This is a genomic window from Vibrio ichthyoenteri ATCC 700023, assembly GCF_000222605.1.
Lineage (GTDB): Bacteria > Pseudomonadota > Gammaproteobacteria > Enterobacterales > Vibrionaceae > Vibrio > Vibrio ichthyoenteri.
This window is the reverse complement of sequence record NZ_AFWF01000294.1, coordinates 21443-41959: the sequence shown is the minus strand read 5'-3', so window position 1 is coordinate 41959 and position 20517 is coordinate 21443. Positions and strand designations below refer to the sequence as shown.

Below are 20517 nucleotides of genomic sequence, written 5' to 3'. Positions count from 1 at the left end.
GGAGGGGATTTTTGCGGCCGTGAAGGTTATCCAAGCTACAAGTTAACCAACAACAGCGCGACCATTCGCACCACCAAGCAGCGCATCGAGGAATTAGAAGCGCTACACAATCAAGCGGCATTAAGTGAGCAAGGCTGTATTGATTCGGTTAACTGGTCATTGTATGAGGAAGACGGACGCATAAAAGTAACCTTTGATGCTATCCCTAGTGAAGAGGTGCGCAAGGTTCTAAAATCAAACGGTTTCAAGTGGTCACGTTATAGCAAAGCATGGGTTAGAAAAATAACCGCAAACGCAGTAGCAACGACCCGATACATGATCCAACAACTTAACGAGTTTTAATCAAAAATCAGCCTTCGGGCTGTTTTTTTTGGGGGTCGAGGCTCATTCTTCGCCTCGCCCCCAAATGAGCCTAAAGGCTCAATCGCACTTACCCACATATCAACAATCGGCTGGAAATAGTCCTAAAGGTTTCCAGTTATCCTCATATTGATATATGGATAAGTGCGATGGTGGTGGTTGTTAATCAATCAAAAAACTTGAATAAATCGTCGTGCCTTTGTTGAGAGTTAAATTAAAAACTCATCAATGGATTTACCAGAATCTAATTGCGATTGAATTGCGGACGGAGTGCGCCCTTGACCTGTCCAAGTTTTCTCTTGTCCGTTTTCGTCTGTATAGCGGTATTTTGCTGGACGTGGAGTGCGCTTGGTTTTATTTTTTGTTTTAGGTTGTCCAGATAACGCACTGATTAACGCTTCAACATCAATACCTTGTTTCGTTATTTGTTCTGCTATTGAAGATAGTTTTTCTTCTTGTTCAGCGCGTTCTTTCAATTCAATTTCATCACTCTCTTGTCGTTCAAGAACAACAGTTGTTAATTTATCAAGAGCTTCCTCTAATTGTTCTAAAGTTAATTCACGAGAAAAAGCACGAAGTGAACGAATGTTGAGTAAAGTTTTGGTTAAATCTGTCAAAGTTATTGTCCTTTCATTACTTGCTTAGTTACAGGGTACATATTTTCTTTATACGCTGCTCTGAATTTATTGCGTTCTGTAGCTGTCATATCATTATCAAGGGTAGTATCCATGATTTTAGACATAATAGTCATTTGTATTTCGTTATGTTCCACTACTTTACTATAATAGTGTTGAGTTGCAAGCCCAGCAACTAAAGCCCCAACAATTAAAGACAGACATAATACGATGATGATCGTCATGTTGCTCGATGTACTTTTTTGAGGCTGCACAATTGTTGTAGATAATTGTGCAATCGCGTCAGGAATAGCGGATAGCTTGTCAATTTGTGGTTGAAGCAACCTGTCAATACTATCTTTTGTAGCTACGATAAAATCGGTTTGAGCATCATTTAAATTTTTCTGTATGGCTCTTTTATTAGATTCTTGCAGTTCTTTTACGTGTTCTTGCGCAGCATCGGCTGCATCAACAATGGCATTAACTTTATCTTGAATAACAGGATCTATTTTTTCCGATAATTTTTCTGGAAGTAATTCAATGCTATCAATCATTGCTTGAATATCATTGTTTAATTCAACTAACGCTGCATCTTGAACCGCTTGTGCTAATTTACTCATAATATCCCTTTATCGGTCGAATGACCATCCACATGCTTTAGAAAGCTTTTCGAAACAAACGTCCAATTCGTTGTCAAAACCAATAAATAGAGATTTTATTGTTCGTTTAATGGACAATTCTGCTCTTTCATCTTTGTCTTTGGTAGCACGAATAAGGGCTTTGTAGTCTCGTTCGTCTGAAACTATTTCTTTATAATCTAGGCCAGCTTCTGCGGCTAGATCAAAAAGCTCAGTCATTGGGATAGTTAGCTGGTTATCATGGTTGTTTAAATTAAGTTTGTTAAGGGAGTTTTCAGAAAATAAAAGTGAGAATTGCTTCTCTATCGAAAAGTCCGTGTCATACATATTCATTATGATTTTGATTTTATCAAGTTCAACGCCCAATAACTTCAATGATGATAATGTGTTTACTGTATCTGTAAGTTGCTTAGGTTTAGGTGTTGTTGGGATGATAAAAACATCAATATCATCTACAGTATCATTCATTTTTGATAAAGAGTTAATAAACGTTTCAATATTTGATGCGCCAACGTCAATGATACAAATGTCGGATGTATCTATACGTGTTCTAACTTCCGCAGTGTCTTTCGCAGAAATTTTTTCATCATTAGAACCATCTGCATTAATGGTTTCAATTTTTATAATTTCACTATTTGGTATTCTAGGTTTTAGCAATCTCTCGCAAATCATTGATTTGCCAACGTTGCCAGAATTGTTAAGAACGGCGATTTTTAAAAAATCCATATATATTACTCTTTATCGAATTTGTGAACTTTACGATTAGCATGTACGGCAGCTAGTCGTTTAGCATTAAAAATATTATGTTGTGATTTGTACAAGTGCCAATTTTCAGGTGTTAGCCCCATTTGACTAAAATCATATGCAAAATCCTCAGTCGAGTTGTCATTAACATGAAACCCAAAGGCTTTACGCCAATCGTCTAGTGAATAACACGAGTTGTTGTTATTATCTCTGTTTACAGTTTCAATAGTCGATAGTTTTTTTTCTGGTTTATTAGTAGTGATAGATAAGCCTTGAAGTGAACTAAGTGCAGCTTTTTTTCTAGCTCTGAAAATTGAATTTTTGAAAGTGCCTAATGAGCACGATCTTTCCTTGCTAATGACGGCATGGATTTCAGATAGGCTATAACCATCGTTAATCAAACTTTGCATGAGAGATAAGTGTCGGCTAATGACAAAGGCTAGTTTTCGACCTCTATTGAGATCTTTTGTTATAGGTAACATTGTGTTTTCAATGCTTTCAGAATCACCCATCGCTCTATCCTAAATAAGTTTCATGTAATTGTAACCACTTGAAACCCAAGTTGCTACCTTTATGCTATCTAAAAGCTACCTTTATGCTATCTAAAAGCTACCTTTATGCTTCTTTTTTGCTATTTAACTGCTACCTATTTGCTATCTGTTTGCTACCCATCTGCTATCTTTTTGCTATCTTTTTGCTATCTTTGTTCGACTGTTATTTTTTACAAAAGGCACGCTGTCGGCTGTATACAAACTCGTTCCTCGTTGTATAATGCCGGACGTGCAAAGGGGTAAACCCCTTTAACCCCTTGGCTCTACGAGCCTGATTTTTATTAGGAGTAAATGATTGAGCATGACAAAGGAAAATCGTTCTATCCCTGTCTCATTCCGTTTGACTGAAAGAGAATTTGCGCCATATAAGCTAATCATGGATGAAGCAAACATAAGTAGAACCGAGTTTTTCCGAGCTATTTTTTTAAGCAAGCAATATACATTCACTAAAAATCAAAAAAATGAGGTTGGTAAAATATTATTTGCATTTAACAAAACAAGTAATAATATCAACCAGATCGCAAAGCGATTAAATACGGACAATAAAAAAGGTATTATATCACAACGGTCTTATAACTTAGCCATTAATGAATTAATTTCAATTCAATCTCAATTGCAAAGGCTTATTGAAAAATGTTAGCGCGAGTAACTGCTGCAAAGGCAGGTATAATTGAATACCTTGAACATGGAATGAAGAGTGGTCGAGATTTTACTCGTGACGAACTTGACCAGCGTGTATGTATCGATGGCAATATAGCGTTGACGGATTCTATAATAAAAACTATTAGTGAACCTGATAGGGATAATTACTATCATATTACATTATCTTTTAAAGAGAAGAATCTGACAAACGGTCAAATTGAAGCTGTCTATCAAGATTATAAGTCAGATTTGTTATCGGCGTATGATGAACGTGAATATAATGTATATGCTGAAATTCACCGCCCTAAGATACAGACATATCAAGATAAGAAAACAGGCGAAACTATAGAGAGGTATCCACATGTTCACATCGTTATTCCAAAAAGGAACTTGATTACAAATAATGATGTAAATCCATTTGGTGAATATCAAAAGATAGAAATCTTCCATGATGCCATACAAGAATCCATTAACTATAAGTTTGATCTAAGTTCTCCGTATGATAATCCAAGAGAAATGGCATCAAAAGCTGACCTTATCTCAAGGTACAAAGGTGATAATTTTAGCGGTCAACACTCAGATCTAAAAGCGTCACTATTGGATGAAATACACAATAAAGACATTAGAACTGTAGATGACTTTAAATCCGTAGTTAGTCAGTATGGCAATGTGTCCGTAGGAAATTCAAAAACTGGTCAATACTTGAAGTTGAAACTTAGTAATTCAACCAAAAACATTAGATTAAAAGAATCCTGTTTTAGTGAGCAATATTTAAAGACAAGATGCTATCGAGCTGAACGCCCTACGAAAGAACGTGTAAACCGAATACGATCTCTTTGGGTTGATGTAAAGGCTAATGAAACGAGACATATTAGACAAGGTGCTAGTCGGTCTTTTAGAGATAAATATTACGCACTACCAGAATTGGAACGCAAGAAAGTATTAGAAGAGGTTATAAAAAAGCATGAGCAAAGATACAATATTCGAAAGGGAAGATCATCATCAAATTTCCAGCTTGGTATTAAACACACTTCATTCAGAAAAGTCCGAACATTTGCCGAAGTTAAAAATAGCGTGTCACGTATGCCCCAACGCAATGTGGTTAACGGAATCGGTAGACAGCGCAATGGAGCTTCAAGTGTATTGTCGAATAATGCAATGCAAAATGTGGACGACAAGCAATCATATAAATATAACGATGTGCGACGGAATAGAGATCAGTACAGGGGAGGAGGAAGATTAAACGTTGTTACTCAACTTGCTAATGATGATAAAGAAAAATCTAAACAGTTGTCAGAGTTAGAGTTTTTTAAAGAAGTAAGAAAAAACTTAAATCCTAAAGAGTTATTTCCTTTTGTTGCGAAGTTTGGTGTGAAAGATGATGTTCACAAATTTTTCAAATCCAGAGACGGTTCTTATCGTATTAATGTAGATAACCGTAATTTGAATGTGTCTGATTTCTTAACGAAACATTTGAATCTGCCTTGGTTAGACGCTAGGGAGATATTATTGAATGCTTATCAAAAACAAGCTGAAAATAACTTATCTAATGCAGGATATAATAGTATAATATTTGCACGAGAGGATATTGTTTCTCTAGAGTATTCTGTATATGACTCGATTAAAATTTTCGAGTATTTGAAAAAAGTTGAATTACATAAGGATGCTAATATGTCAGCTTTAGATAAGTTACGTTCCCTTAGAGGAGATGAATCAAATGAGATTGAATCTAAACATAAAAGTTTATCGTTTAAGGATATATTTCAATATCAACAGCAGCTTAATAAGCAATTGGATGAGTTTAAGTTAAATGATTTAGTAGCAACAAAGAATATAAAGCGTGGACAAGTAGAATATAAACATTCTGAGTCAGGTAAAACCGTTTTCACTGATAAAGGAGACCGTATTTCTTTTGTAGACAATCCACCGTCAGAATCCGCCGTTATTAACGGATTGAAAATGGCAGCAGAAAAATTTGGAACTGTTAAATTACGAGGTTCGCAAGAATTTAAAAGCTCTGTTTTGGAGCAAGCTGCTAAACATGATGTGAAAGTTATATTTAGTCCTGAATCGCTACATAAGCAGTATCTTGAGTTAAAGGCTCAAACAACAGGTGATAATGTTATTGAGAAAGTCAGCGTTCAAGAGCATAAAGATGTTCCAATAGACAGTGCTGTTGAAAGTCTAAAACAAAGTGCCGTAGAGAAGTTGCATCAAATTAAAAGCTTGAGATCTACCGATGGTTACTCAGACAGTATGGATATGAAGACTCAAGCGAAAGAATTGTACGGGGAAATGAAGCAAGACGTAGCTGAATTAACTAAGCGTGTTGATGTAAATCCATTTGATCAAGGCCAGAGTGAATTGTATGAAGAATTCAAACAAGCTAAGTCATTAAGTGCTGATGCGACAAAAGTCGAACTGTCTTCTCAACCGGAATCACATAGTGTTCCTGTCAGTGAGCAGGTCGTATCGAAAGAATCAGATGCTACTGTTCAAAAAGTGGATGTAATTCAAGATGATAATTCAACGCGGATTCCTACGGATGTAAAAGCAGAAATAGATCGAGCTAATGAGCTTGTAGAGCAATGGAGTAAAGATAAACGATTTAAAAAGGTGTACAGAGAGGCAGAAGATGGTGCGGTATCAGTCGGTGTGAAATTTAAAGAGTTGGGCATCAAAGATAATCCGTTCGAGGGTAAATTAGCCGAAGCTTTCGATAAAGGTTTTTCAGGTATCGATCAGCAAACGCATACTGTCAGCTATCGTTGGAATAAAGACGAGAATGTGATGGATGTTAATCTAAACGGAAAGCCTATCGAATCTGCGACAATAACTAAAGAGTTTGTTGAGCAATTGCGACAACAAGATAAGTTCTTGGAGAATTTTAGCAGCGACCAAATTATGAAAGGCAGTTTGTCATTTAATGATGTAAATAATGGTGCTAAACCAACGCAATTGACGGTAGATGAATCAGGGAAAAAAGTCGAAGTTCAACAAGATATTGGGCAACAAACCAATTCGATTAAACTCTAGTATTCGTATGCGTGTTAATCCAATGATTTGTTGTTGGTGTGGTAAGCTGCCACAATTGTGGTAAAAATTAATGGGAGTTTAATTATGCCAACAACAAGTGTACGAATTGACTCGAAAATAGGGGGGGTGATGGAAGATAATCCAGACTTGCCTTATGAATTTGTTCTACAAGCGATTATCGCTAAAGCTGAAATAGAAGCTGGAAAATTTGAGGCTTATACCTTTGATTAAAGTTTCGTTAGTGCTTCAAACGCCAGCATTTTAAAAGGCGGTGAAGAAGCTTCATAAAAATCAAAAGCTAGATAGGTTCATTGATGGATAAATCCGTTACTCTTGATGAAATGAGAGAAGCAGTTATATTTGTTTACAATGAGTGTGGTCGAAATTTACCGCTTGAGTTTAAGATCAGAGAAACACCAGAGGAGATCTTTGGATATGAAAGAGTTGCAGATAACCCAGAAGCCTACCAATTTGAAGGAGCCTATTTTCCTAGAAGAGGACTCGTCGTTTTTACCTGCGCCAACGTTTTATACCCCTGTGGGAGTCAGGAGGGACATGGAGAAAATAGTGAGAGACAAGGATACACGAAAGCACTCGAAGTCGTAAGACATGAGGTGTTAGGTCATTACGCATTGAATACATGCAGCGATGAAAAGAAATTAAACATATTAAGTAAAATTATCGAGTGTAAAAATGAACCAAGTTTGAAATCAACGTGGGCTTATGTAGAAAAGCATTATTCAGGAAAAAGCCAACTGATTCAGGCAGAAGAGGTATTTGCTTTTATTGCAGAATCCAAGCCTAAGCTGATTCAATCATTCGAGTTATCAAAATTGCCGTTTACTTTTGAGCACGTAGAGCAAATATCAGCTCGAATAACCGAGGGTATTCAACTTGGTGAGCGTTCACAACAAATCTTTCCAAAGACAGATGCAGGGCAGTTTTCTAATGGTATGCACGAGAACACGTTAGAGCCAGCTAATCAAATTACGTACCGCTGGAATAAGGATGATTCTCTACTTGAGGTTCAACTCAATGGCAAACCTATCAGCGATTCATTTGTGTCACGTGATGTTGTTCAACAACTGCGTGGGCAAGATAAGTTCTTGTTCAATTTTAGCTATGAGCAAATAGCACGTGGAAGTTTGTCGTTTGATGATGTAACTAATGGATCGTTGCCTAAAACTTTAAATGTAGACAATTTGGGGCGAAAGGTATCAATGCAGCAAGACCTCGCAAATTCAAGTCGGCTAAGTATATAAGGAAGCGAAATGACTAACTACCAAACTGAATTATTAGACTTAATCAAGCTGGAATTTAAAGATTACAGCGCAATTTCTCTAACTGATCATCAGCGTAGGCATGATAAGAAACAATTTATAAATGGCTTAATGACCGCTGCTAGGGCTATTGGAATAAGCTTTGAGCAATTGAATGCGGTTGTTGAATCTTTCCAGTTGACCCTGTGTGATTGTGATGATCTTTCTGTTCCTGCTTATATTCGTGAATTAGCACGAACAACGTCATCTGTTAGATCGTGATCATTATGCGATAAAACCATTTAATCTATGTGGTATTTCATTGATTTGATATAAAATGTTGCCTTGGCTATTTATTAAGAATTATTTCAATGAAAAAAATTTTACCACTAATTATTATTACGCTACTTTCTGGTTGTGGTGCAATCGACAACGCAGTTCGTAATGATTCAAGTATTCAAGAAAAAACAGCATTTGCATTAGGCACGACAGCGGAAAAGATCACGATCGAAAATCGTAAGGGTGATTTAATGGCTGTTCGATTTAATGCTAAATATGCTGGAAGAGTTTATCAATGTTATTACACATCTGCTGGCATTACGAGTGACGTACTTTGTTCTCCAACTGATGGAAAAGCAATGCCCACAAGTCAGCAATGCAATGCTTTATTGAAAGCCGCTGGCAGATGTTAATTTAATAGATGGTAGAAAACTGGATTAATTGACTAAAATCAATTAATCCAGTTTTCTATACGTAGAGCATCAACACGAATAAATTCTTTCTCATTATTAGTCACTAGTACCAGCCCCTCGCTTCGAGCGTGTCCTGCTATGTGCAGATCATTTACTCCAATAGGAGTGCCTTTTTTTTCTAGGTCAGCTCGAATGTCGCCATAATGGGACGCTGCTTTAGATGAATAATTTAGAATCTCAAGACGTGAAACAAAATCCTCAATCTGTAGCATGTTGTGTTCAGGTCTTGCGCTCTTGGATGCCCCATGAAGAAGTTCAGCAAGTGTTATAGAACTAATACACATTTGCCCTGCATGAATATTAAAAGCTTGTAGTGCCTCTATCGGTTTTCGCTTTATCACATAGATACAAATGTTGGTATCGAGCATAAATCTCAGCATTAAAACGATTCCCTTTCTGATTGGGTTTGTGATGCACGTTCTACCATAAAGTCATCGGTTACCTTGCTATCAGAACAGAAAAAACTGTCCCATGAGTTTCCTACTGGTGCGAGTATGCGTTCTTTTCCAACGACTCGAACATGAACCTTTTTTACATTATCAGGAAATCGAGAATCGGCTGGTAAGCGTACCGCTTGTGTTCGGTTGTTTTCAAAAACAGATGCAATTGACATATTAGATCTCACTTATAAAAAATGCTCTATAGCATGACTATAGAGCATTGAGATTATATAGCAACTGTATATAGCATTTTAATCGAATACCGGCTTTCCGTTCTTTTCAGGATATGAGGCTTTGCACGTAGGGTATCCAGAACAGCCATAGAAAAATTTGCGCTTTTGTCCCCTCTTAACTTTACTCGCACGTCTTATCAACGGTTTGGTGCAGTCAGGGCAGTTGTGTTCAGAAAGAACTTGCGCTGCTTTAGGTGTGGTGTCGGGTTTGCCAGCTTTATCAGGGAATGAGGTTTTGCATTCAGGATAACCGTTACACGCCCAGAATAGCCCATTAGAACCATTTCGTTTAGTTATGCGACCATCGACACAGCTAGGGCATGGATGCGACTCTACGTGGATTTTAACGCCCTCATTCTTGACCTTTTGAACGTGTTCTTCAATGAATCGATCTAAGTTGGTTAAAAATTGAGGAACTGTCATTTCACCAGATCTGATCGCTGTTTGTTGTTGCGACCAGATAGCCGATATATCAGGAGCAACAAACTCAGGCGGCAACATTGCGATAAATTCTTGTCCTAGTTTGGTTGTGACCCAAACATCCTCTTTGTAACCTTTCATTTTTGTTAGCTGAACCAAATCAACTCTTGAGCGTAGCTTATTTAAAATGTCGGCTCTTGTCGCTTCAGTGCCTATTGAGCCACAGTTATCACGATCGCCTTTATCCTTTGCTTCAAACTCTTTGCGTAATTCTGGATTTTGGATCAATTTTCCTGCTTTTTTCATGCTGGCAAGCAAGGTTGATTCAACATGGTATTTTGCTGGCTTGGTTTTGCCTTTATCAACATGAGTGTTAGTGACAGTTAATGATTGTCCAGTGCTTAATGTAGTAAGGTCTGTTCCCTCAATAGGTTTGTCTTCCTCGATGTCACCTTTATATAGAGATTCCCAACCACTTGATTTTAAAACTGTTTGATTCGCTCTAAATTGGTGCTTGCTATCGATTAGTTCAAAAATGACGTTGGTCTTATCCCGGATAGAGGGAGGATAAAATAATCCAATGAAGCTTATGGCCACAAGCTCGTACACATTGCGTTCTTTTTGGGTAAGGGTAACTCCTGCCCCTGATTTTGTTGGTACGATAGCGTGGTGAGCTTCTATCTTGGCTGGATTAAATGCACCATGCTTTCTTGAAGTATCGACCCCATTTATCGCAGTTTGTAGTTCAGGCATTGTACCAACGATAAAATTTAAAATATCTTGTCGCTGATCAAAGTGCGAATCACCAAGAAAACGGTTATCAGTACGTGGGTAAGATAAGAGCTTATGGGTTTCATAGAGGCTTTGGCAGATTTCTAAGGTTTCGCTGGCAGTGTAACCCCATTTTCTGGCACACAATTGTTGAATACTTGATAAATCGTATGGTCTTGGTGGTGCTGCTTGCGCTGGCTTTGTTTCCGAAACGATGATCAAGGCTGATTGCTGACAACTTTGTTTAGCTATTTGAGATGCTTCTGACTCAACTATCAAGCGGTGCTGGTCGTCAATATTGTTGTTATCGGTAGGTAAATATTGAGCTTTGAAGTTAGCTCCGTATTGTTCGAAATGAGCAAATACATTATAAAAAAAACTTTCTTGGTGATTTTGGTTCGCTAATGTTCGTTCGTTGACCATTCCAAGCACTACGGTTTGAACGCGCCCAATGCTCAATGTACCAGAATAACCAATCTCCCTAGCTTTTAACGTGTATGCTTGAGACATATTAAAACCATATAACTGATCGCCTATGCTTCTCGCCAATGCAGATAACGTCCAGTGATGGAAGTTTTCATTTGGCTGCATATTGGCAAGAGCTTGCTTGACTGGCTCTAAGTTAACATCTGCAATTAATAATCGTTTAACTGGCTTAGTATTGTTTGTATAAGTTAGCACCTCGTCAACTAACAGATTCCCCTCTTCATCGGGATCGCCAGCGTTCACGATTTCATCTGCTTGCTTAATGAGTTTAGCAACAATATTGAATTGTTTTTTTGTCTTTTCTATTGGTTGTAGTTTTGGGGGAAACTGACTCTTGATAGGTAAATATTCAAGTTGCCATTGATTATCAGGGGCGCATAATTCAAGCAAATGGCCTACACACCAAGTTACAATGTCACTCCCTTTTTGGAAATATCCCTCTTTTCGTTCCGTTTTTGGATTTCCACCTAACCCCTCGAATATCGCGGTTGCAAGTGTTGGTTTTTCGGCTATAAATAAGCGCATAGTTTAATACCTATGTGAAACAAATTATAGAGCTATTACAGTTAGTCTATATTTGAGATTGAATTGGTTTTTTCGTTTAATGGTAGAGTTAATTGCTAGCTTGTAGATGGAGGTTGAAATTTGTTATTTGTTTGAATTGTCAACTAAATCACTAAGAGTTCTGCATTTTAAATGCTCATTACCCAGTTCTTTAATGCATTTATATTTGAGTGTTTTGTATATATTAGATGTATTCGTCTTGTCTGTTGTGGGTTTTATTTTGGAAGCTTCAAGATATGTATCATATTTAATTTCATCTAATATTTTACATTTTTCATTTTGCTTTCCGTTTGTGTCAACGCAATTCTGATAAGATAATCGAACATTTTCTGTTGCCAAAAGCCATGTGTTCATCTGGAAAACAGCACCGCAACCTGCACAAGGAATTGCCGTAGAATTTGCATTTAAGGATGTTAATGTAGCAAAAATAAAAACCATTAGTGGTGTTTTCATTTGCAAATATCCTTTATTAAAATCTCCAATTCATTTTCATTAATCCAACTTGATTTTTTTTCAATTAATCTTGCGTAACCATCATGGATAGCGTCAATTTCGTCAGGACTTAATGATTGTTTAGATAAATTTTCAAAATAGGTGTTTGCTATTTGTTGTCTTTTGTAACGCTCTGATTTACCGTCAAAAATGAAAGTAATGAATTCTGGTCGTCCTTGAGGTGATTTTTCACACTCATCAACTGGAGCAAAAGCCCATATTCCAAGTAGTTCAGCAAGCATCTGGCAGTTTTCATTCTTACAATTAGAAAATGATTTTTTTTCGCTTTGCCAAATACCACAACCTAACGATACCCCACCATGAATACGATTAGAATATTCATTGATTTCATCTAGCGTTGCATCGATGATAAAGTCTTCAATGGTAGTGAGATATTGATATTTAGCTTCTTCCAGAGTAATTATAGATTTTGCCATTCTTTATCTCCATTTTTGAGCGTATTTAACGGCTCGATGTGGATCAATGTAGGTTCGCCAGTTTTCAAGTGTTGGTTCTGATTTGAATCGTTTCTCAGGTGCGATCAATGAAAACAACCCTTTTCTGTTAAGTAATGTCGTTAAAATGTCCATATCGAACCAGCGTAAATATGCGGTTTTTGCTTGAGTTTTGCCATTACCGAGTTTGAAGTCTTTAGGAGCGATTAATAAAGCTGCAAATGCCACCTTATTTGTAGTGTGTGGTTTTGGGCAATGCGCACAACTTCCTGTTATTGTCACGTCATAGTAAGGTTCAATGTCTTCAATTCCTATATTAATCGCGTGCAGCCCGTTGATATGTATTAACCAATTATTAACGCACTCTTCGATGTGACGCTTAATTTCGCTCTTTGGAAAGTCAAAATCTATTTGAGGAATGTAAACGCCGTAAACTACTTGTCTACATAGTGTTGATTCATATTCATCATCGGGCATTGATTCAATTAATTTATCCAGCCCTTGGTCTAATGCGTAAATCTCGTTGGCGTCAAGAAGAATATTAGCATTTGATAATTTCATTGCTGCGTATTGCATATTAATTCCCTATAGAATATTCAGGATTTACTTTGTACCAATGACAAGACACATACCAATCTTCATCTTCATTTTCAGTGGTTGGCTCTTCAATGATTGTTTCTTGGAAAGAACCATCATCATCAGGTGTGATGGATATTTCGAGTAATGTTTTATTCTCTATCATGGTGTTGATTGTTGAAATTAACAATGGACTGACGAGGAAGTCTATCAAATGAATGCTTTCATCAGAAATTACATGAATAATATGTATGTGAGTGTGCAGATGTTTATTTTTCCCTTCTGATTTTTGAATCTCTAAGTAGTTGCGACCTATTTGTTTTAATATTTCATCTTCATTCATTTATTTACCCTTAATCAAGTTGTTCATTAATCCAGTTTAAATTACACTCTGTTAAATCGAAAGGTTCTAGTAACTCAAAGGTGTCAGTGAATGCTACTCCTGTGTATCCTTTATCACATCCAAGTGCGATATTTTCAGTGTGAGCGATTAAATCAGTTATAGTAATTTTGTTACCCTCTACAGGACAACGTATTGTCATGCCTACAACTAACTGGTGAGCTGTAATTGTCGTCGTGCTTTCCATATAATTCCTTATTAACGTTGATAATAATGTCGTTGACCGTATTGATTACCATCCATCAATGTATCCAAGTAGTGCCACGTTCCGGTGCAGCCGTATGGTTTCCATATTAATTGGTGATCTTGACCGCCAGAGTCCACGTAGTGAACGCAGCTTGTACCATCGATGTATGAACCATTCGGCATCTTTGCAGCAACGCCCTCACGATAACTCATTGTACTTGGATCTTTGTCGGCTACGGTTGGATAGTCAGGTGAACTAACAATACAACTTGCTAGATTTGGCAACGGAGGTTTGAATTTCTTGATTCTATCTTTGAAGGCTTTTTTTGCATCACCACAGCCGCTTGGAAAGCCAGTTGGTAAGCATAGCCAAATTGAACAATCCGCATCACTAGCCACTAGTGGACTAGATAAGCCAATCGCTATCAACGGGAGCAGTATTAGTTTGTTCTTCTTCATCTTCGTAGTCCTTTTTAATTTCAATATTATCAGGAAGTTTTATATTACCTTGGCTTAAATCAAGGAGAGGGATTTTTGGAGGATTGCATTTAGCATAATTAACACGTTCCATAAAAGCTGGATCATCAAAGTAAATAATTTTATCAGCGATAAATGGTCTCATATTTTCCATGATGATCAGTTGTTTTAAACCAACGCCTTTGTACATCTCAAAACCAAGTTCCACAATTTCTTGTGGTAACATAAGTGCTCTTTTTTGTTCACTTTCACTAATGGTTGTACTTGAGTTTTTACCTTTTGCTCGTGATCTACTTTTTACTTTCACGGTTTTGTAGCCAAGAGTTTCACTAAGGGATTTTGCTAATTCATTTACTTCTTTAGGTGGATAAATTTGTTTAACCGCCATGTTATCTTTTAAAATTTGAGCACCCTCTCTTCCGTAATTTGTGACCTCATTTAATTGTGCGTCTGTTTGATAAACGATAAGAAAGCGCATATTGTAGCTGGCGGTGTAACCTATTGAATGTCTAATAATTTCAACTCGCCCCAGCGAGGTGAATTCATCCATGATCATTAAACATTGATATTTAAGTGTTGGATCATCATCAGGTTCAACTTGTGTATTTTCCCCGATAAGTTGTGACCAGAAAAGATTGAGCAACTTAGCAAATTTTTTTAGATTAGTTGGTCGAACCCCCAAATAAATACTCATACGTTTACGGCGAATATCTCGTAAATCAAAAGAATCACCACTCGTAGCCGCAGCACAAACAGCATCACTAAAGATTGCTAAAGGTGAGACTAGATTTGATAAAATACTTCCTCTTGTATCATCGGGGGCTGCCATGAATGCATAAAACTCATCTCTACATTCTTCCGAGATTAAGTTCATATCTATTTCTTGTTTCATCCATGCAACAAGGCCGCCCTCTGGCGTAGTGAGTTTTAATAATTGCGCGAAACTAACAGGCATCCCATTAATCGATTCATTGTCGAGCATGTAAAGGCATAAACCTTTAAATAATTTCCCAGCAAGTTCATTCCATATGTCGTTTTTATCGCCTGTAAGTGGAAAGAAAACAGCACTGATATTAAGAATGTCACCAATTCGATAAATGGGTTCTCTACGTATATATGACATAGGATTCCACTGGTGAGAACGCAATAGTAATTTTGGCCTATCTTCTACTTCGTCTAATACATATCCATCTGGTGAAAACAAGAAAACCTCTTGTCCTTGCGATGCTCTGTATCCAGCAGTTTTACGAAAGTTTTCTAACTTAATGTCGTTACACACAACAGAATCACGATAGTTCACTAAATTAGGAATTATGCTTCCTACGCCTTTTCCACTTCGTGTAGGAGCAGCTAAACACACAAATTGTTGACCTCTGAACTTTAATAATTCGCCTTTGTATTTTCCAGACTCGACACGTCCTATTAAAATCTCAGGGTACTTGTGTTCTTTATGTGGTTTTTTTGCCATTAGTCAATTAATCCTCTTTTTTTGATTTCTAAATCAGTGGCGAATCGTGCTGAACCGTGAAGTTCCTCTTTCTTTTGAACAGATATAAACATAAAGAACCCAAACAAAGCTGGCAACAATGAAACAAAACCAGCGATAGCAAATCCAATGCTAATGAATTTCTTCACTGCGCTATCATGTTGATAAGCTTCGTAGTAAATAAAAAGAGTTTCATACGATAGGATGTTAGTATCTATTTGAACTTTTTTAAGGAAGAAATAACCACCGCCATAGAGTCCGCAAAATAATGCAATTATGGTGAAAACGATAAAAAGGAGTGAAAAAAATACTTTGTTGGACATGGAATATCCTCGATATGCGAAATAAGCTTATTCTATTAAGTGCAGTCCTTTGTCTAGCTCAAAACATGTTGATGCGCTAATAAGCTCTTGTGGTAAGTCGCCAATATGTGTCGATAACAAAATTAAGCTATTTCTCTTTCTTATGAAATAAAGAAGTTGTGATAAGCAATATTTTGTAAAATATTCAGCACCGTCAATTATGCACGTGTTACTTTTTATGGAAAAGTCGGGTGTTTCTAATGATTGTATTTTATAGCTCGACATTAACCCTGCGTCGATTAGTAAAGACTGATGGATTTTTAAGTTGATTGCTTTTGATAGTTTGCTTTTACCACTCCCAGAAGCGCCGACTATTATAATGGAGGTTAATTTGTTTTGTCTTTTTAACGTCTCAATGGTGTCCTTTATGATGTTGATTTCATTAGTAAATTCAAGGTTGCTTTTAGTTTTTTTTGACACAAGGTTATCTCGATAAAAAGGAGATTAAAAATCTCCTTTACGTTGCTTGATAATTATTAACTATTTATTGCTGCTGTTCGCTATCCCAAAAAACATAAGCTTTTAGTGGAGCACTTGGATTAAGGGGCATCGTGTCAATTTCGATTTCCACATTTGGCATGTTTGAATTGGGTTTGTTAGGCCATAAGGTAGCTCTACCAATTGGTGCATAACGATTTTTAACAATGGGCTGATTGTTATCGCCTAATTGATTAGTTTGATAACGCTCTGCAATGATACAAACACGTCCTTTATCTATTGGTTGGTTCATGTTATTTCCCTTTTCTTATCTACAGGCCGTGTATACGTCAATTTCAACACGGCGATTTTGTGCTCTACCGTCTTCTGTCCAGTTATCACCTACGTAGTCACCAGATGGTGCGTAATTAGTAAAAACAATTTCAGATTTAACGCCGTATTTCACTAGCTGATCACGTACATTACTGGCGCGTTTTTGTGCGATTTCTTTTTCTTTCGGCGTTATCACTTGCCCATCAGTTCGACCTTGAATATCAATGCGGCAAGCCGTTCTTGCTGCTTCAAGAACAGATTCAATTTGTGTAAATGAAGCGGTTGTACCATTTGTTGAGTAATGGAAGATGAATTGTCGCGGTTGTTCTTTGTAATAAGCATTTTCCGCGAAGTAATCCATTTTTTTATTTAGTACAGCAAGCTCATGGTTTGTTATTTGTAAGTGAGCTATTTGTTTTTGCACATCCGTAGTCTTTGTAACGGTAACCAGTTGAGGATTATTAGAATCAATAATAAGGATTGGGTTTACCTCTGCTGCCGTTTTTGGTTCAGATGCGCAAGCGGTGAGCAGTAGCGAAGCTACGCCCAATAAAGCTGGTTTATACATTTTTATTTACCTTGTGTTTGAGTGAGAAATTCACTCATATTTAATGATTTTTAAAATTTTAATTGTGATTAAACAAATTATTCACTTAACAATTTGTTTTTTTCTTCGGGATCAAAATATATTTCCTTGAGGTGCGTGTACTTAAAAAAACACACAACATCAATGGAGGATTTGATAGTTTTTAAAATGAAGTCGTACTCAAGGGTTTGCCCAACTTCGGATTGTTTAACCAATGAGGCTAAGCGACTAAACGCTGAATAGCAGTCATTCGCGTGAATAGTCGTAATGCTTCCAGCATGGCCTGTATTGAGCATTTCAATGTAGTTCCATGCCTCATCCCCCCTTAATTCCGCTAGAAGCACATGATCGGGTTTCATGCGCATACAAGCTTCGATAATGTGCTTAGGAGTCATACCTTTTGCTTTATAGAACAAATGTAGATGATTGGGATGATTTGGCAGTGATAACTCGTGAACGTCCTCAATAGTAAACAGGCGTTTTTCTATTGGATAGCAATCAACTAAGGCTTTCATAATGGTTGTTTTACCACTACCAGTACCACCGACTAACAATATGTTGAGATCCGATTTGACCGCCAATTCGAAAAATTCCTCAATCTTATTGTTGTCTTTTAAGGTTAATAGCTCTTTTTGAAGTGGTGATAATTTAATGTTTGTTCTTTCTGCCCCCTTAGCATGTGCTAGTCGTCCAGATTGTTGGTAATCCGCTAAACTAAATCGCTTTAACGACGGTTTACGGAACGTAAATGAAACACAACCTTGCTCACAAGCTGGCGGTATCAATATCTGACCGCGTTCCCCGTCAGGCAAAACAACGGATGCCACAGGGCTGTTAAAATCTAACGCTACACTAATTGCGCTGAACACAGATAAAGCGCGAGCGAGATCTAAACAAGCTTGATATGTGCATAACGGCTCGTCGATATGCTCCCAACCATTACCTCTTTCAAACCAGATTTTTTTTGGTTGATTTACTGCTACTTCGGTGATGTTTTCTAAATCGAGAACTTTTTGAAGTCCTGTAGTGATCAGTAAGTTGCGAACGGTGATCGATGAGTCTATTTGATTATTCATAATGAAGACCTTGAAGAATCTACATAGAGAGTGAACCTTACCAGGTATTATTCTAATACTTGGTAAGGTTCACTCTCATGGCTGACTAATTACTCGTTTGATTGGAGTTGGTAGACGCTACTCATATCAATGTCACGAGCAACAAGGATGTTAAGTCTCGTACCTATTGGTACATATCCCGTAGGCGGTATATTGATTGAGTTCTCAAGCGCGATTGAAGCCATATCACTGACATTATCCGAGGAGTTTTCAGTCGATATTTTAGAATCAGCCTGATGATTCGCAATTGTGGCAAAAGCATCATCAATAAACGCAAGTAAGATTGCGCCACCAAAACGTTCCTTGAAGTGATTATCAACCCAAGCATCAACGCCTGACGCACCTAATGCGCCAGTGCCTAAACTGTCAATCTGTATAGATACTCCCTCTGGTGTCTGAATATCTGACCATGTAACAAAAACACGTGCTTGACCTTGTTCAAGAGTAATACTTTGTTCACCAAAGACGCTCGACCCTTTTTCAACAAGCAACGTCTTGCCGTTCGCAGAATATACGTCACTGATAACATTGCATGTTACTAAGCCAGCATAAGTTGAAATGATCTCAGTACGTAAAGCACAGGCTATATTTGTGCCGTGTACTAATAGCAGATCACGTTTATTGCGCCACTTGGTCGATGCGCTACCCTGAACAAAGTTTTTACTGTCTAACGTGTTGTTAGTCGTATTTTGTGAGGGTGGTGTGCTCGACGGTGGACTTGGTATTTCTGGCATAACAGCGGAGGTTAATTTTCTTTCGTAGGGCGTTGGTACATCTGAATTGGATTGACTACTAGCATTTGAAGAATCAACTTGTGGTGTTGGAAGCGTTGAATCATTGTTGCTAGAGTCAGGGGGAGAGTCGTCCTTTGGTGGATTATCACGCTCTTTCTCTAATCGATCATTTTCTTCTCTTAAACGTTTTTCTTCTGCTTTACGGAGTCTTTCAGCCTCTTCTTTCTGCTGTCTTATGATTTCTTGTTGTTGGAGGTGTAATGCTTCGGCGGCGGCTTTTTCTTTTGCTTCTTGTACTGCAATTTTATTCATTAAATTAGTAATACTATCAGCATCCGATCCGATCTCTTTAACGACTATTGCCTCGTCAACTTCTGCATAAGTTGTGTCATATGTTGGTTCTTCCTTATCACCCCCGATAATAAAATAAAATGCGCCCAAGACGGCAACAACACAAACAGCAACCATTCCCAGTACGACAAAATCAATTTTTTTTCCGCGATTTTTTCCGACTGTTGATTCACCTCGATCTTTCTTCGGTTTCTTCGTTTTTTTGGGTTTAGTTGGCTTGGCATCAATAGGAGTTATAGCCCCTTGATTATCACTCATGCTCAATCACCACTCGTTTTTCGTCTTTCAATGTTGTGCCTTTATAATTGAAACCTTGCGGAGCAAGTACAAAAGGCTTAACACCTAGAACAGATTCACCAAGGCGTAAACGAAATTCGTTCGCCACTCCATGCGCTACCAGTGTGTCTTTTTCCATATGAGTATTAATGAGCGTTTCTTGTCCTGATATGGTTTTTTGATAAAGCACTGGTAACTCAACGTTGTTCTTAAATTTAAAACAAGTAAATCGACCATCATCCCAGACATATTGAGGTGATAAGTTGTCATCCCCCCACTTCAAGTATTTGAAGTTCTGCTCTCCATCAGAGCAAGGGACAGATTTTTCATCACGTATGGCTTTTTTCTTTGGCTCAGGGTAGAGAAGCTTAACGACATAGGAAGTTAAGCTTTCCTTTTTTGCCGTGATCAAATCAAAGGAATAAGTACGATTCTTATCAGTAACGATCAATAGATTTGTGTCTGGCTTTTCTGCCGTGGGCTTTAAAAAAATGTTATTGCCCCGAACGGACAAGCCCCAAGCGGTTGCATCACCCATCCCCATGCCACTTAATTCTTTCGACATAATGCTTTCCCCATTTTGTAGCTGGATGAGTGTAGCCCGTCCAATAGAGGTAGAAACATTAATCACAGTCTTAGGGTTATAGAGAACTTCTTGGACTCTTGGATCGAAACCTTGAGAATTTGGCGTAGCAGCAGATGCAGCATTAAATGAGATTAATGCCGTACTGAAAAATAACGGTATTTTCATTGTTTGCCTT

27 protein-coding genes and 1 pseudogene are annotated in these 20517 nt (G+C 37.6%); 7 read left to right on the top strand and 21 right to left on the bottom strand.

What is annotated here, in order from left to right; genetic code table 11:
* Positions 1-342, top strand: a pseudogene (locus tag RH85_RS19590) (DUF3560 domain-containing protein); the annotation flags it as partial.
* A gap of 227 nt (positions 343-569) precedes the next feature.
* On the opposite strand, the gene RH85_RS19585 reads toward RH85_RS19590, so the two are convergent.
* From RH85_RS19585 to RH85_RS19570, 4 genes are read right to left on the bottom strand one after another with little or no spacing between them, the layout of a single operon-like run.
* Positions 570-977 carry an H-NS family histone-like protein gene (locus RH85_RS19585; protein WP_006714468.1) on the bottom strand — a complete coding sequence of 136 codons (408 nt, stop codon included), beginning with the start codon at positions 975-977 and terminating at the stop codon, positions 570-572.
* Between the two features lie 2 nt (positions 978-979).
* Positions 980-1594 carry a hypothetical protein gene (locus RH85_RS19580; RefSeq protein WP_006714467.1) on the bottom strand — a complete coding sequence of 205 codons (615 nt, stop codon included), beginning with the start codon at positions 1592-1594 and terminating at the stop codon, positions 980-982.
* A gap of 9 nt (positions 1595-1603) precedes the next feature.
* Positions 1604-2338 (bottom strand): StbB family protein, encoded by a 735-nt coding sequence (gene stbB / locus RH85_RS19575; RefSeq protein ID WP_006714466.1) that lies wholly within the window; start codon positions 2336-2338, stop codon positions 1604-1606.
* Between the two features lie 5 nt (positions 2339-2343).
* Positions 2344-2868 carry a hypothetical protein gene (locus RH85_RS19570; protein WP_006714465.1) on the bottom strand — a complete coding sequence of 175 codons (525 nt, stop codon included), beginning with the start codon at positions 2866-2868 and terminating at the stop codon, positions 2344-2346.
* 340 nt (positions 2869-3208) lie between these two features.
* On the opposite strand from RH85_RS19570, the gene RH85_RS19565 reads away from it, so the two are divergent.
* From RH85_RS19565 to RH85_RS19545, 6 genes are all read left to right on the top strand, one after another.
* Entirely contained in the window at positions 3209-3547 is a 339-nt protein-coding gene (locus RH85_RS19565) for a plasmid mobilization protein (RefSeq protein WP_006714464.1), read from the top strand.
* Positions 3541-6585, top strand: coding sequence for an LPD7 domain-containing protein (locus tag RH85_RS19560; RefSeq protein ID WP_006714463.1), 3045 nt, complete (start codon positions 3541-3543; stop codon positions 6583-6585). Before RH85_RS19565 ends, RH85_RS19560 begins: the two co-directional genes overlap by 7 nt.
* Before the next feature lie 84 nt (positions 6586-6669).
* Positions 6670-6816, top strand: coding sequence for a hypothetical protein (locus RH85_RS23115; protein ID WP_006714462.1), 147 nt, complete (start codon positions 6670-6672; stop codon positions 6814-6816).
* Between the two features lie 83 nt (positions 6817-6899).
* Entirely contained in the window at positions 6900-7847 is a 948-nt protein-coding gene (locus RH85_RS19555; protein ID WP_006714461.1) for a hypothetical protein, read from the top strand.
* 9 nt (positions 7848-7856) lie between these two features.
* Entirely contained in the window at positions 7857-8126 is a 270-nt protein-coding gene (locus RH85_RS19550; RefSeq protein WP_006714460.1) for a hypothetical protein, read from the top strand.
* Positions 8127-8215: 89 nt separating this feature from the next.
* Positions 8216-8536: a hypothetical protein gene (locus tag RH85_RS19545; RefSeq protein ID WP_006714459.1), complete on the top strand. Its 321-nt coding sequence runs from the start codon at positions 8216-8218 to the stop codon at positions 8534-8536.
* A gap of 38 nt (positions 8537-8574) precedes the next feature.
* Here the strand turns inward: RH85_RS19545 and vapC are convergent, their stop codons facing one another.
* The 17 genes from vapC to RH85_RS19465 form a co-directional block, all read right to left on the bottom strand.
* Positions 8575-8976: a type II toxin-antitoxin system tRNA(fMet)-specific endonuclease VapC gene (gene vapC / locus RH85_RS19540; RefSeq protein WP_006714458.1), complete on the bottom strand. Its 402-nt coding sequence runs from the start codon at positions 8974-8976 to the stop codon at positions 8575-8577.
* Positions 8976-9209 carry a type II toxin-antitoxin system VapB family antitoxin gene (gene vapB, locus RH85_RS19535; RefSeq protein ID WP_006714457.1) on the bottom strand — a complete coding sequence of 78 codons (234 nt, stop codon included), beginning with the start codon at positions 9207-9209 and terminating at the stop codon, positions 8976-8978. The genes vapC and vapB overlap by 1 nt, the downstream gene beginning before the upstream one ends.
* 78 nt (positions 9210-9287) lie before the next feature.
* Entirely contained in the window at positions 9288-11471 is a 2184-nt protein-coding gene (locus RH85_RS19530) for a DNA topoisomerase (protein ID WP_006714456.1), read from the bottom strand.
* A 123-nt stretch (positions 11472-11594) separates the two neighbouring features.
* Positions 11595-11963 (bottom strand): hypothetical protein, encoded by a 369-nt coding sequence (locus RH85_RS19525; RefSeq protein WP_006714455.1) that lies wholly within the window; start codon positions 11961-11963, stop codon positions 11595-11597.
* Positions 11960-12439: a hypothetical protein gene (locus RH85_RS19520; protein WP_006714454.1), complete on the bottom strand. Its 480-nt coding sequence runs from the start codon at positions 12437-12439 to the stop codon at positions 11960-11962. The genes RH85_RS19525 and RH85_RS19520 overlap by 4 nt, the downstream gene beginning before the upstream one ends.
* A gap of 3 nt (positions 12440-12442) precedes the next feature.
* Positions 12443-13033, bottom strand: a complete 591-nt coding sequence (locus tag RH85_RS19515) for a hypothetical protein (protein WP_006714453.1) — start codon at positions 13031-13033, stop codon at positions 12443-12445.
* A gap of 1 nt (position 13034) precedes the next feature.
* Positions 13035-13376, bottom strand: a complete 342-nt coding sequence (locus tag RH85_RS19510) for a hypothetical protein (protein ID WP_006714452.1) — start codon at positions 13374-13376, stop codon at positions 13035-13037.
* A gap of 10 nt (positions 13377-13386) precedes the next feature.
* Positions 13387-13620 (bottom strand): hypothetical protein, encoded by a 234-nt coding sequence (locus tag RH85_RS19505; RefSeq protein WP_006714451.1) that lies wholly within the window; start codon positions 13618-13620, stop codon positions 13387-13389.
* An 11-nt stretch (positions 13621-13631) separates the two neighbouring features.
* Complete coding sequence (locus tag RH85_RS23110) at positions 13632-14078, bottom strand: hypothetical protein (RefSeq protein WP_039949412.1); 447 nt, start codon at positions 14076-14078, stop codon at positions 13632-13634.
* Entirely contained in the window at positions 14026-15564 is a 1539-nt protein-coding gene (locus RH85_RS19495) for a type IV secretory system conjugative DNA transfer family protein (protein WP_006714449.1), read from the bottom strand. The genes RH85_RS23110 and RH85_RS19495 overlap by 53 nt, the downstream gene beginning before the upstream one ends.
* Positions 15564-15905 carry a hypothetical protein gene (locus tag RH85_RS23565; protein ID WP_006714448.1) on the bottom strand — a complete coding sequence of 114 codons (342 nt, stop codon included), beginning with the start codon at positions 15903-15905 and terminating at the stop codon, positions 15564-15566. The genes RH85_RS19495 and RH85_RS23565 overlap by 1 nt, the downstream gene beginning before the upstream one ends.
* 27 nt (positions 15906-15932) lie before the next feature.
* Positions 15933-16364 (bottom strand): hypothetical protein, encoded by a 432-nt coding sequence (locus tag RH85_RS19490; protein ID WP_006714447.1) that lies wholly within the window; start codon positions 16362-16364, stop codon positions 15933-15935.
* Positions 16365-16428: 64 nt separating this feature from the next.
* Positions 16429-16674, bottom strand: a complete 246-nt coding sequence (locus RH85_RS19485; RefSeq protein ID WP_006714446.1) for a hypothetical protein — start codon at positions 16672-16674, stop codon at positions 16429-16431.
* Positions 16675-16689: 15 nt separating this feature from the next.
* Positions 16690-17262: an OmpA family protein gene (locus RH85_RS19480; RefSeq protein ID WP_006714445.1), complete on the bottom strand. Its 573-nt coding sequence runs from the start codon at positions 17260-17262 to the stop codon at positions 16690-16692.
* Positions 17263-17339: 77 nt separating this feature from the next.
* Entirely contained in the window at positions 17340-18356 is a 1017-nt protein-coding gene (gene virB11, locus RH85_RS19475; RefSeq protein WP_006714444.1) for a P-type DNA transfer ATPase VirB11, read from the bottom strand.
* An 89-nt stretch (positions 18357-18445) separates the two neighbouring features.
* Positions 18446-19738: a type IV secretion system protein VirB10 gene (gene virB10 / locus RH85_RS19470; protein WP_006714443.1), complete on the bottom strand. Its 1293-nt coding sequence runs from the start codon at positions 19736-19738 to the stop codon at positions 18446-18448.
* Positions 19731-20507, bottom strand: a complete 777-nt coding sequence (locus RH85_RS19465; protein ID WP_006714442.1) for a TrbG/VirB9 family P-type conjugative transfer protein — start codon at positions 20505-20507, stop codon at positions 19731-19733. The genes virB10 and RH85_RS19465 overlap by 8 nt, the downstream gene beginning before the upstream one ends.
* Positions 20508-20517 lie beyond the last annotated feature (10 nt).

Excerpts from the sequence above, each read along its gene's own strand:
- RH85_RS19495 (WP_006714449.1), bottom strand. The coding sequence starts at position 15,564 with ATGGCAAAAAAACCACATAAAGAACACAAGTACCCTGAGATTTTAATA.
- RH85_RS19485 (WP_006714446.1), bottom strand. The coding sequence starts at position 16,674 with ATGAACCAACCAATAGATAAAGGACGTGTTTGTATCATTGCAGAGCGT.
- RH85_RS19480 (WP_006714445.1), bottom strand. The coding sequence starts at position 17,262 with ATGTATAAACCAGCTTTATTGGGCGTAGCTTCGCTACTGCTCACCGCT.
- RH85_RS23565 (WP_006714448.1), bottom strand. The coding sequence starts at position 15,905 with ATGTCCAACAAAGTATTTTTTTCACTCCTTTTTATCGTTTTCACCATA.
- RH85_RS19465 (WP_006714442.1), bottom strand. The coding sequence starts at position 20,507 with ATGAAAATACCGTTATTTTTCAGTACGGCATTAATCTCATTTAATGCT.
- RH85_RS19545 (WP_006714459.1), top strand. The coding sequence starts at position 8,216 with ATGAAAAAAATTTTACCACTAATTATTATTACGCTACTTTCTGGTTGT.
- RH85_RS19555 (WP_006714461.1), top strand. The coding sequence starts at position 6,900 with ATGGATAAATCCGTTACTCTTGATGAAATGAGAGAAGCAGTTATATTT.
- RH85_RS23115 (WP_006714462.1), top strand. The coding sequence starts at position 6,670 with ATGCCAACAACAAGTGTACGAATTGACTCGAAAATAGGGGGGGTGATG.
- RH85_RS19505 (WP_006714451.1), bottom strand. The coding sequence starts at position 13,620 with ATGGAAAGCACGACGACAATTACAGCTCACCAGTTAGTTGTAGGCATG.
- vapB (WP_006714457.1), bottom strand. The coding sequence starts at position 9,209 with ATGTCAATTGCATCTGTTTTTGAAAACAACCGAACACAAGCGGTACGC.
- stbB (WP_006714466.1), bottom strand. The coding sequence starts at position 2,338 with ATGGATTTTTTAAAAATCGCCGTTCTTAACAATTCTGGCAACGTTGGC.
- RH85_RS19530 (WP_006714456.1), bottom strand. The coding sequence starts at position 11,471 with ATGCGCTTATTTATAGCCGAAAAACCAACACTTGCAACCGCGATATTC.
- vapC (WP_006714458.1), bottom strand. The coding sequence starts at position 8,976 with ATGCTGAGATTTATGCTCGATACCAACATTTGTATCTATGTGATAAAG.
- RH85_RS19550 (WP_006714460.1), top strand. The coding sequence starts at position 7,857 with ATGACTAACTACCAAACTGAATTATTAGACTTAATCAAGCTGGAATTT.
- RH85_RS19510 (WP_006714452.1), bottom strand. The coding sequence starts at position 13,376 with ATGAATGAAGATGAAATATTAAAACAAATAGGTCGCAACTACTTAGAG.
- RH85_RS19580 (WP_006714467.1), bottom strand. The coding sequence starts at position 1,594 with ATGAGTAAATTAGCACAAGCGGTTCAAGATGCAGCGTTAGTTGAATTA.
- RH85_RS19570 (WP_006714465.1), bottom strand. The coding sequence starts at position 2,868 with ATGGGTGATTCTGAAAGCATTGAAAACACAATGTTACCTATAACAAAA.
- RH85_RS23110 (WP_039949412.1), bottom strand. The coding sequence starts at position 14,078 with ATGAAGAAGAACAAACTAATACTGCTCCCGTTGATAGCGATTGGCTTA.
- virB11 (WP_006714444.1), bottom strand. The coding sequence starts at position 18,356 with ATGAATAATCAAATAGACTCATCGATCACCGTTCGCAACTTACTGATC.
- virB10 (WP_006714443.1), bottom strand. The coding sequence starts at position 19,738 with ATGAGTGATAATCAAGGGGCTATAACTCCTATTGATGCCAAGCCAACT.
- RH85_RS19565 (WP_006714464.1), top strand. The coding sequence starts at position 3,209 with ATGACAAAGGAAAATCGTTCTATCCCTGTCTCATTCCGTTTGACTGAA.
- RH85_RS19520 (WP_006714454.1), bottom strand. The coding sequence starts at position 12,439 with ATGGCAAAATCTATAATTACTCTGGAAGAAGCTAAATATCAATATCTC.
- RH85_RS19515 (WP_006714453.1), bottom strand. The coding sequence starts at position 13,033 with ATGCAATACGCAGCAATGAAATTATCAAATGCTAATATTCTTCTTGAC.
- RH85_RS19560 (WP_006714463.1), top strand. The coding sequence starts at position 3,541 with ATGTTAGCGCGAGTAACTGCTGCAAAGGCAGGTATAATTGAATACCTT.
- RH85_RS19525 (WP_006714455.1), bottom strand. The coding sequence starts at position 11,963 with ATGAAAACACCACTAATGGTTTTTATTTTTGCTACATTAACATCCTTA.